The 11,194-nt window shown below is 62.0% G+C and carries 8 protein-coding genes; 2 read left to right on the top strand and 6 right to left on the bottom strand.

The genetic code is table 11. From position 1 onward, the window contains the following. Positions 1–37: 37 nt before the first annotated feature. The 4 genes from ACFTZB_RS36730 to ACFTZB_RS36715 form a co-directional block, all read right to left on the bottom strand. Positions 38–202, bottom strand: a complete 165-nt coding sequence (locus ACFTZB_RS36730) for a hypothetical protein (RefSeq protein WP_378439463.1) — start codon at positions 200–202, stop codon at positions 38–40. 48 nt (positions 203–250) lie between these two features. Beyond that, a complete protein-coding gene (locus ACFTZB_RS36725) occupies positions 251–580 on the bottom strand; it encodes a hypothetical protein (RefSeq protein ID WP_378439461.1) in 330 nt (109 codons plus the stop codon). A 187-nt stretch (positions 581–767) separates the two neighbouring features. Then, positions 768–2,270 carry an MFS transporter gene (locus ACFTZB_RS36720; protein ID WP_378439459.1) on the bottom strand — a complete coding sequence of 501 codons (1,503 nt, stop codon included), beginning with the start codon at positions 2,268–2,270 and terminating at the stop codon, positions 768–770. 260 nt (positions 2,271–2,530) lie between these two features. Continuing rightward, a complete protein-coding gene (locus ACFTZB_RS36715; protein ID WP_378439457.1) occupies positions 2,531–2,677 on the bottom strand; it encodes a hypothetical protein in 147 nt (48 codons plus the stop codon). A 38-nt stretch (positions 2,678–2,715) separates the two neighbouring features. Between ACFTZB_RS36715 and ACFTZB_RS36710 the strand changes: the two genes are divergently transcribed. After that, positions 2,716–6,000, top strand: a complete 3,285-nt coding sequence (locus ACFTZB_RS36710; RefSeq protein WP_378439455.1) for a protein kinase — start codon at positions 2,716–2,718, stop codon at positions 5,998–6,000. A gap of 50 nt (positions 6,001–6,050) precedes the next feature. Here the strand turns inward: ACFTZB_RS36710 and ACFTZB_RS36705 are convergent, their stop codons facing one another. Then, positions 6,051–7,952 carry a helix-turn-helix domain-containing protein gene (locus ACFTZB_RS36705; RefSeq protein ID WP_378439453.1) on the bottom strand — a complete coding sequence of 634 codons (1,902 nt, stop codon included), beginning with the start codon at positions 7,950–7,952 and terminating at the stop codon, positions 6,051–6,053. Between the two features lie 389 nt (positions 7,953–8,341). Between ACFTZB_RS36705 and ACFTZB_RS36700 the strand changes: the two genes are divergently transcribed. Next, complete coding sequence (locus ACFTZB_RS36700; protein ID WP_378439451.1) at positions 8,342–9,856, top strand: class I adenylate-forming enzyme family protein; 1,515 nt, start codon at positions 8,342–8,344, stop codon at positions 9,854–9,856. A gap of 166 nt (positions 9,857–10,022) precedes the next feature. Here ACFTZB_RS36700 and ACFTZB_RS36695 read toward each other — a convergent pair whose 3' ends face one another. After that, positions 10,023–10,700, bottom strand: a complete 678-nt coding sequence (locus ACFTZB_RS36695) for a FadR/GntR family transcriptional regulator (RefSeq protein ID WP_378439449.1) — start codon at positions 10,698–10,700, stop codon at positions 10,023–10,025. Between the last annotated feature and the right edge of the window lie 494 nt (positions 10,701–11,194).

Genomic DNA, 11,194 nt, shown 5'->3' with positions numbered 1-11,194 from the left:
CAGACCGGTGGGCAGGGTGGCGCGGAGCCGTTCGAAATCAGTCATCGGAGTCCTCGTGGTGGGGATGGTGGTGATCGCACGCCTCCGGGATGGGGACGACGTCGAGGGCGGGATTGCGGTCGAAGAATCCGACCGGTTTCAGCCAGAACGACACGCTGCCGGCGGCCTTCGGGCATGCGGGTGCGGTGACCGCGTCCCGCACGCCCGAAGAAACAGTGCGAAAGGGGTTGGCTGCAACCGGCTGGTCCGGTCAACAATTCGACGTTGGCCGAAAACATGGGTACGTGTCGGCCAGTTCTCTGACGGCTTCGGCGTCGAGGTCGACCTCGACGATGGAGTGTCGAAGCTTCTGTATGAAGCGGGGGCGCGTCATACCGAAGCTGATGAAGATGTCCTCATCCGTCGCGCCGCCGTAGGGGATCCAGGCCTGAGCGAACTGGATGAATCGAGCAGCTTCTCCCCGAGACTTGTACTCCGCTTGGATTTGTTGCCTGGTATGCCTGTTCCGACGTAATTTCTGGTACTCGCGCCTGTCGGCTTCGGCGCTCGTATGGTCTGCGCCGGTTCTTGTTGTTTTCACTGGATAACTTTCTGACGTGCACATTTACCCTGGTGGACTGTTTTCCGGTGTCGCGCTGCTGGGACAGCATCGATCTGGGTGTACGCCTTCACCCCAGAGCACGGACGCGGTGGGATGGGTGAGGTCTGCTGCATCCCGATATGAGCCTCGACGACGCCTGGTCGACCCCACGTACCTGAGAGGGAGGTCAGTCAGTCGAAGCCCTGGTGTCGACCAGTGGTTCTGATCCTTGGGCCGATGTTGTCGTCGCTCTCCGTGGCAAGAGCAAGCAGCTCAGTGCAACCAGGGCTGTGACCGAGATGCCCATCACGAACACGATCGTGAAGGAAGCCCAGGTCGGTGCAGCTGTACTGGTCCCGGTTGTGAGGATGCTTCCCGAGAGTTGAACTCCGAGTGTGCCGCCGACTGCCTTGACGACGAATGCGAGACCGCTGAATGCCCCGATCCGGCTAACCGGAGATGTCAGCGCCACCGTGTTCATTGCTTGCGTCAATGTGATTCCACCTGACGCGCCAATGAGGATGGTCGCCCCCATAACCATGAGGAAATGCCCGCTCGCGGTGAGGAGGAGGATGAATGATACCCCCGCAAGAATGACGCCGGTGAGCATGGTGGTTCGTCCACCGACTCGAAGATCGAGCCAACCTGTCAGCGGTGCTACCACCGCCCCTGCCAATCCCAGGGGGAGCAGGAGAAGGCTCGTCGTGAACTCGGACGCGCCGAGGCCGAACCCGGTGTCGGTTGGTTGTTGCACCAACATGGGGACCGCTAAAAACAATGCGTTGGTAGCAAAACCGCACAGTAGGTATACGAGGCAGCTCACGGCGAGTGGTCGCGTCGCGAGCAGGCGAACGTCGATGAGCGGCTCCGATGAACGGAGCTCGAGGGCGACGAACGCGGCCAGCAGCACAATGCAGATGAGCAGTGCAGCTCCGAATTTGACCGACAGCCAACCCCACTCGGGTGCTTTGGTGATGCCGATGAGGATGACCGCCATGCCACTGCCAAGGAGCGTGGCACCGGTGTAGTCGACGCGGCCGTGGTTGGCGGGCGGACATGATGGGACCAGGCGCCACGCGGCGACGAAGATGATGGTGATGATCGCGAAGGGAACGGAAAACAGCCAACGCCAGGGGAGAATGCTCACAAGCAACCCTGAGCCGACGAGCGCAAACGCCGTACCGGCGTAGATGAACGCAATGACCGAACCGTTGCCGGATTTGATCCGAGCTTCGGTCTGAGTGTCGCGAATGATCCCGAAGGCAAGGGGCACCACGGCTAGACCGACTCCCTGTAACAGCTGTCCGCACGTGAGCATCAGGATTGAGTTCGAGAGACCCGAGACTGCGGTTCCGGCTGCGACGATCGCGAGTACGGCAAGAAGGATCGTCTTCTTGTCGCGAATGTCAGATAGGCGGCCGATCAGCGGGGTGGCCACAGCGCCGGTGAGCAGCACACCGGTAATCACCCACGCGATCTGTGCTTCCGTTGCTCCGAGGGACTCCTGGATCAGCGGCAGGGCAGGGGAGAGGACCGATTCGAGACCCTTATAGGCAAATACTGAGGCCACAACAACCGCAAGCGTCAGCGTTGGATTGACGCTGCGCTCGTGCGACCTGTCGGATAACGTCACTTCTGTTCCTCCGGAGAGATGATGGTGATTGCCGTCGATTGCACCCGACTGATTCACTGATCATCTTGTTTCTGTGGTGTGACGCGACTCCTCAGTGGACTAATGCCGACAGGGGTTGGTCGAGGACCAGAGCCGATCGGGCGAACCAGCCCGTCGATTTGACGGATGCGCGAAACTCAGTGATCCGCGACACACAGAGACAGTATTCCTGGTTGGAGCATTGACAAATGTCCGCCGAAGACACAGTCCACGTCAGTTTGTGTCTTCAGGGGATGGTGCCAGCCCTTAGTGCTTTGCCGGAAGGGCCTGGGGTGCGTTCAGAGTGATTGCATGCCGCAATTGCGCCCAGCGTCGATGACAGAAATGCTCTGCTGGTAGGTCAGGTCCTGCGCCAGCGGGCCGACGCAATCATGTGGGTGCGTGTTCAGCGATATCCTGGTGAGCCAGGAGGTGTTGACCTGCACCTCGTCGATCCCTCACCAGGGCGAAGAGTGCATCGTAGATGACGAGCGACGACGATCCCTTCGCAACACAGCGCGCACAGAACACTGTGTTGGTGACGGACCTGGAATCGGCGGGATTCTCCAATGCTGAGGAGATCGGGCGCGGGGGTTTCGGCGTCGTGTATCGCTGCACGCAGACCGCTTTAGACCGCACCGTGGCGGTGAAGGTCCTCACCGCAGACTTCAACGACGAGGCGAATCGGGAGCGATTCCTGCGCGAACAGCGGGCGATGGGAAGGCTGACAGGGCACCCGAACATCGCGAACGTCCTGCAAATCGGTACGACGGAACGAGGCCAGCTCTTCCTTGCGATGCCCTACTACGCCCGCGGCTGCCTCGATACCCAGATCCGTCGGCACGGACCGCTGCCACTGGAGGAGGCCCTTCGCTTAGGAGTGAAGATAGCGGGCGCCCTGGAAACCGCACACCGGCTCGGCATCCTCCACCGCGATATCAAACCCGCAAACATCTTGCTCTCCGACTACGACGAACCAGCATTGACCGACTTCGGTATCGCTCGGATTCACGGGGGTTTCGAGACCGCTACCGGTACCGTCACCGGCTCACCGGCATTCACCGCGCCCGAGGTTCTGGCCGGGAAATCGCCGAGCCCAGCCTCGGACGTCTATGGACTCGGCGCCACCCTCTTCTGCGCACTAACTGGGCATGCTGCATTCGAGCGTCGCAGCGGTGAACAACTTCTAGCGCAATTCGTTCGCATCACCACCGAGCCCGTTCCCGACCTCCGGGAACACAACATTGCCGATGACGTGAGCACGGTGGTGGAACGGGCGATGGCCGCGTCCGCACCGGACCGGCACTCCGCGGCCACGCTCGGTGAGGCGCTGCAACGTGTGCAACTCGACCACGGATTGGCGGTCGACGATATGGCGCTGCAAATCGGCTTCGGAGGGGAGCGACGGCGCGAATCCGTGCCCAACTCCGCGGTTGCTCGTCCCGATGGAAGCAATTCCACTCCCGGCCGTGCACTGTCGGGCAAGTCGACCGGGAACTTGCCGGTTGAGCTGACTAGCTTCGTCGGTCGCAGGAATGAACTGTCCGAAGTGAGGCGGTCGCTTGAGACCTCGCACTTGGTGACCCTGACCGGCTTCGGAGGCGTCGGCAAGACACGCCTCGCCCTCAAGGCGGCGGACAGTCTGCGACGCGGCTTCAACGACGGTGTATGGCTGGTCGAGTTCGCCGAGCTGTCCGACGGGTCGTTGTTGGTAGAGCTCGTGGCTGCAGCTCTGGGACTGCGGGATCAGCGAGTGCGGAACCTGCGCGAGAGCCTGCTGGACTTCCTGGCGCCCCGTGAGCTCCTCCTGGTGCTCGACAACTGCGAGCAGGTAATAGACGCGGCGGCCGAGCTATCCACGACCCTTCTTCGCGGTTGTCCGCAGTTGCGTATCCTCGCCACTAGTCGCGAACCTCTCGGCATCGCAGGAGAAGCTGTTCGACGCGTTCCGCCACTGACAGTTCCCGAGCCGGACCGATCGCCGTCACGTCGAGGAACACCTAACTCCGATGCCGTCACCTTGTTCGCCGAACGCGCTGCCGCCGCGCTCCCAACGTTCGCATTGACCGACGATAACGCGGGCACGGTGGCCCAGATCTGCCATCGACTGGACGGGTTGCCGTTGCCCATTGAACTCGCGGCAGCCCGGGTGCGAGCCATGTCGCCCGGGCAGATCCTCCAGCGACTGACCGACCGCTACACGCTGCTGTCCCGCAGCAGCCGAAACACTCCGACCCGCCAACAAACGATGCGACTATGCGTCGACTGGAGTCACGAACTGTGCAACCCCACAGAGCGGCTGCTCTGGGCGCGGCTCTCGGTGTTCGCCGGCAGCATCGAACTGGACGCGGCCGAGCAGATTTGCGGCAGCGACATGGACGCGCAGGAGGTACTCGACGCGCTGACCTCCCTGGTCGACAAGTCGATCCTCATTCGGGAAGAGTTCGGCAGCACAGTGCGCTTCCGGCTACTCGACATCCTGCGCGACTACGGCAGGGAGAACGCGCAAGCAAACGAGGAGTACACAGAACTGCGCTGCCGCCACCGGGACTGGTACCAACAGTTGGCGCTCGAGGCAGAGTCGGATTGGATCAGCTCTCGACAACTCGACTGGATCGCCCGCCTGGATCGAGAACAGACCAACCTCCGCGAGGCGATGGAATTCTGCCTCAGCGACGACCCTAATGTCGGACTGACCATCGCCGGCGCCCTCCAACCGTTCTGGCATGCCCGCGGATTGTTCAGCGAGGGTCGGCGCTGGCTCGACCGACTCCTAGCCCAGCCGTGGGAAACCCCGACCGTCGAACGGGTCAAGGCCTTGCACGCAGACAGTATCCTGGCCGAACTGCAGGGCGACCTGACCGCGGCCGCTGCCTCGGTCACCGAGGGACGCAAGGTCGCCCAGCAGGTAACCGACTCGACGGCAGATGCATTCGTCGCTCGAGCCGAGGGAACACTCGCCCTATACCGCGGTGATTTTGACCAAGCCCGGTCACTGCTGGAAACCGCGCTCGAGAAGTCCAGTGCCCCCAACTCTTCGCGCATTGAGGTACTTCACATGCTTGGGCGGGCGTGTGACCAAGCTGGTGACGGGAAACGAGCGATCGAGTACTACTCCGAGGCGCTCGCGATCACCGAGGCCTGCGGCGAGGTCGTACACCGGGCATCGACGCTCCGGGCCTTGGGTATAGCCGCATGGAGACGATCGGACCGCGCCCGCGCGGTTCAACTACTCGAACAGGCACTGCAGTTGTCACGCCAAGTGGGCGATCGCCGTACCACCGCCACGTGTCTCGAAGTGCTCGCCTGGGTTGCAGCCGAAAACAAAGACTGCCGGCGTGCAGCGGTTCTGATGGCCGCCTCAGAGGAATTGGTGCGGTCAATAGGGACCTTCACACTGTGGTTCCCGAACCTGCTCAACTACCACGACGAATGCGAGCGCGGATCGATCCAGGCGCTCGGCGAGCGAACATTTGCAGCTTCCCGCAAAGAAGGCCAAGGCCTCGGATTCGATGCAGCCATCGCCTATGCCCTCGGCGAGAAACCACCCACACCACCGCCTGCCGCGGGGGAGACCGCGAAGTTGACCGAGCGAGAACGTCAAATAGCGGAGGCCGTCGCGGAGGGACTGACCAACAGAGCTATCGCCACCCGCCTGGTGATTTCCCCCCGCACCGTCCAAGGTCACGTCGAGCACATTCTGTCCAAGCTCGGGTTCAACACTCGCGCGCAGATCGCGGCCTGGGTCGTCGAGCAGGCTTCTGCATAGCGCACCGAACCGGAACCGGCAGCCGACACAGCGTTCATCCGGAAGTTCGGCTAGGTACTCGCCTCGAACGGGTTCCGTTTGAGCCGAAAGAGTTTCATCGCGAGACGGAGTTCACTTGTTCGCTCCACAGTTCTCCAGTCGTCACCCAAGAGGCCCTTGAGCCGTTGCATTCGCTGTTTCACCGTGTTGACGTGAACATGCAGCGCCTCCGCTGCCGCCGTCGGACTTCCATCCGTTGCAAGGATGGCTTCGAGCGTGCTCAGCAATTCGGTGTGGTGCGCCGCGTCATACCGGACCACCGGGTCGAGCATCGCCCGCACGTACCGGTCCACATTCGGTCTGTTACTCAGAACCAGTCCGATGAATCCGAGATCTTCCAAGGTGCCGGACATGGGGCCGCCATATATCCGCTCCATCGCATCACTGCAGGTCACCGCCTCATCAAACAACTCACGCACACCGGAAACCTCGCGTGTCGGCCCCGCCCCGGCCACCGATGGCGTCACCCGTCCGGCGCGTGCAATTGCGGAGGACAGCTCCTCGGAGTTCGACCGCGGATCATTTCCGGGAATCAGGGCAACTACCGAGGATTTGGTTCCGCGCCGCAGGATATGACATTGTCCGGCCAGACCCCCTCGTGTCTTCGCTACCTCATCTGCGAGGTACGCCAGCCGACGGTGCTGCAACGGGGCCCGCACGACATGAATGGTGTACGGCTGACGTAGTTCCATCCGCAACTGCGCAGCGCGGTGGATCATCCGGCCGGCAGCTTCCTCACCCGACAGAAGATCGTCGATGAAGTCATCGCGACGGAAACCCGCAGCTCCAGACTCAGCCTCGACGAGAAGCAGAAGCAAGGCCGCGACGACTGCTGCCCGCTCGAGGATCTGGATGTCCGCCCCCGCAGGGGTCACGTCAGCTCGGTAGTACAAAATGCCGAGAAGTCTGGCCGCCGCCAGGACCGGGATCGCCACCAGACTCTTCGCCGTCTGAGTGGTCCGTGCGAGAGCGGCAAGACGGATCAACTCGGGAGGCTGCGCTGTGCCGCTGAAGTCGCCGGCATCAGCGAGCAGCCGGCCGTCCGGATCGAACACAGCCAACTGGCCGCCAACGATCTTCACCACTTCCTGAACGAGGTTGTCGATATTTCCGCCGGCCAAAGCGACCTGGGAAAGTGTGAAGTGCGCCGTGGCCGCTCGCTCGGACTCGGCGTTGCTCCTGGCCAGCTCCTGATTTGCGGTCTCGAGTGACTGCACTGCGCTCTTGGTTTCCTCGGAAAGTCTCGAGCGTTCGATCGAGATCGCCGCATGGCCGGCCAGCGAATGCAAGAGATCCAGATCCGCCGGGGTGTAGGCGCGTTCATCACGGTTGGCTGCGATCAACGCACCCAGCCGTTTCACCCCGTTCACCAGAGGCACGCCGACGGTCGCGACGATCTTCTCTCGTTCCATGACCCGGTCGATTTCCGGAAAATGCACAAAATTCTGGTCGTCGAAGTACCGCGAAACGATCAACGGCATTCCGGTATCTATTATCCGTCCAGTCATGGCCATGCCCGCTGGTACACGCAGATCGAGGAGCTCGGAAGTCATACCACCCGACGTCGCACCCAGATGTGCGTATGCACCCTCGCGCTCCGCCAACCAGAGGTAGACGACGTCAGCGCGAAGCAGCCGGCGCGCCCGATCGGCAATCCCTTCGAGAAGCCTGTCCGGATCTTCTTCGGAGGTGATATCGGCAACGGTGTCCAACAGGGCGCGATACCGATCATCTCGCGCCTCATGCTGGCCGGTAACTTCCGCGAGCAGATCAAGCAGCGCCGCATGAAACCCGGGCTCCTCAGTGCTGATCGGGCGGTCCGAATTGGCACTCAAGATCTCGACCACCGTGCGCTCGATCTCCGCGAGATCCGAACCCGTACGGGAGACCGCGCGGACGAGCTGAGAGGTCACTCGCAGGATGTTGGTCGCCGTGCCAGCGACGTGTCCTCCTGAGGATGACTGCAATTGGTGTTTCATGATCGCCTCACCTGGTCCTGCGCGTCCATCTCGCAGCAGATGCTTCACACCATACGGGGCATGTCTACCCAGGACCAGAATCAGGCCAAGAAGTGTCTTTATCGGACATATCGGCACGTTCATGACGAACGTAGGCTTCGGCGGAGGCCCGCGTGTCGCACAAAGAAGTGCAGGGCCGACCGAAACACGGTTCTGGGGCTGGGTAAGCACCGAGAACGATCCGAGCTTTGTACCACCAATCTGTGAGGTGCACGTTGGACGCCGTTGGCTGCGCAACATTCGCACGACGCTGGGACGAGACCGTTGTCGCTCACTCGAGCGAGATGTTCTTGGTCTTCGAAGCTTCGACGGGCGAAGTCTCGCAATGGACCTATCACGAATTTGATCGAATCGTCGTCTCGACTGCTGCCGCGCTCGAAGGCGCAGGGGTCGCGCCCGGGTCGGCGGTACACGTTGTCCTGAAAAATTGTCCAGCTTTCGTGGCGGTGTGGCTCGCCGCGGCCCGCATCGGCGCCATCGCCATCTTCGCCGACCCCGCATCCTCGGCGAGGGACATCGCGATGCACATCCGCAGGACGACACCGGCCGTGGCGCTGTGCGGTTCGCGCAATGCCGACATCTATCTACAGGGCGTCAAGCGCGCCTCCGACGAGGGTGTGAGCTCCGCACTGGACATAGATGTGATAGTCCTGGAGGAAGATTCGACTGACGTAGGCCGCGACAGCAAACTGTGCGCACACACCCCGCGCACAACTGCTGGTGACGAACCCAGCCCGCACGATCGACTGGCGGTGATGTTCACTTCCGGCACCACCTCCGAACCGAAAGCTGTTGTCCTCACACAGTGCAACTATGCGCATGTCGCACGGGCGATGGCAGAGGCAGCCAACCTTGGTCCAGCGGACCGCTGGTTGGTGACACTGCCGCTCTTCCACGCGAACGCCCAGTACTACTGCTTCGCCGCGGCGATCCACGTCGGCGCAAGCGTGGCTCTGACCAGTACTTTCTCGGCGTCTCAGTGGGGTAAGCAGGCCGCTCGGCTCGAAGCGACCCACGCCAGCCTGTTTGCAGCGCCGATCCGGATGATTCTCGCGCGGCGCCTCGAGGACACACCGCAACTGCGTCTCAAACATGTGTGGTTCGCCCAGAGCCTGGCACCGGGGCACTTCGACGAGTTCGCGTCGATGGTGGGATGTGCACCGCGCCAGCTGTACGGAATGACCGAAACCATTGCCATGGTCACCGCCGAACATCCCGAGGGCGCGAGCCCGAACTTCATCGGCAATCCCAGCTTGATGGGACGGACCACCGCCATCGTCGATCCCGACAACCTCGAACCCGTCGAAGCGCAGACACCCGGTCTCCTACTGGTAGCGGGCACACCGGGTTGTGATCTGTTCCAGGAATATCTTTCGGACCCGAAGGCGACGTCGACAGCACTTGTCGAATACGGCGAAGGAACCTGGCTACGAACCGGTGACCTCGTCGTTTCCGACCCGGATGGGCGGCTGCGATTCGTCGGCCGGATCGACGACGTCATCAAGGTCTCCGGCGAGAACGTCAGCCTCACCGAGGTCGAGGCCGCGTTAGCGCAGGCCCCGGGGGTATTGGAAGTCGCCGTCGTTCCGCGGCCCGACCCCATTCGGGATGCCGTTCCGGTCGCCTACGTGGTACCGCGTCGCGCGGAGACACCGCTCGACATCGAAGAACTCAATGCCTGGGCCGCGGAGAACCTTCCGCCCCAGGCGTGCCCACGCGACTGGCACCAGGTAGACGAATTGCCGCGAACGAGCGTGGGCAAGATCAGACGGTCGCAACTGACGGCCCAAGACGCCTAACACTCACGCCCTTTACCGCGGTGCATCTGCCCGGGGAGTGCGTGCCAGGCCTGGACAGAAAGCGGAACGACAGACGACGGGCGCTGGCGCGTTACCGGACGCTCCGGCGCTCGTCGCGACAGCCCAGAGAAGCGCTCCCATTGCGCGCTTCCGGCATGCCCCGAAACTAGTTCCAGTCCACGACCTGGTCCAAAATTTCGGGGCAGTTCTTCTCCAATGCGTCAAGATAACTTCGAATATGATCCCGCATCAAACGTTCAGACTTCTCCGAATCGCCACTCCGGATGGCATCGGCAATTTGATCATGCGAAACCGGCAATTCGTTGCGGGGAACCTTTTCGTCGGCGGATTCATCAACATATATACTGCGGAGACCATCCGCGAATAAAAGCAAAATCGGATCTCCGGTGAAACGAGCTACCGAAAAGTGGAAACTGCCGGACTCCGCATTCTCCCCGCTCCCCTCCGCCTCATCGGGGTCCCAAGCTACGCCCGACTTCACGCGTTCACTCGCGAGCCGAGCCATGAGCGGTTCCACCTGGAGACGTGTGTTCAGCACATTCCGAAGCGTCAGACCGAGCAGATGAAAATACAACGACGAAGCGCTGGCAAATTGAGAGCTTGCGACCTGATTGACCCGTGTCCCACCGCCCGGGCCAGGGCGAATGGAGATGACTCCGTACATTTCCAGGATACGAAGGGCTTCGCGAAGCGACGGCCGGCTGACCTCGTAGCGTTCGAGTAACTCCGCTTCCGAGGGCAGGTGAGTGAGGCCCTCGGTCCCAATGTCCTGCACGATCCGACCAGCCACCAGTCGCGCAGTTTTCCGGCCGACAACTTTCATAGCGCTCATGGTAGCCCTCACCATAGGGATCACCGCTGCGTCAAGCGATGTAGACGGATGGATTTCAGTTTTGGAATTTGAAGCGAGGTCGTCCCTGCGGCTACCGGCACATACCTCGGGGCGGGCCGCTCGCTTGTCCGCCAGGCGCGCCGCTGGCGTACCAGATGGTAACTGAAACACACCGCGGTAGGGCGACCCAGGGGCGTGTTCGTGGACTTTCGAAAAGGATGGCTTCGCCGCGTCGCCTGCACTCTCTCGCAGCCGCTGAGGTGGTGTCCGTGAGGGGTGAGGTTGTGCCGAAGACGGCGAGTCTCAATGCCGGCGATCGGGGGCGGACCGCGTCCGACGGTGCAGTTCGGTGGGGGTTGCTCTCCCTGGTGTCTGGCATCCGCGTTCCTATGCATGGGTGCTGAGCAGGTGTTTCACCCGGTGGGTGGGCGTGCGCCGGAAAGTGATGGTTGACACAGACCCTAGTTGATGTAGATCATCTACAG

The sequence above is a fragment of the Rhodococcus sp. NPDC057014 genome, assembly GCF_042673295.1.
Taxonomy (GTDB): Bacteria; Actinomycetota; Actinomycetes; order Mycobacteriales; family Mycobacteriaceae; genus Rhodococcus_F.
This window is presented reverse-complemented; position numbering and strand designations above follow the sequence as displayed.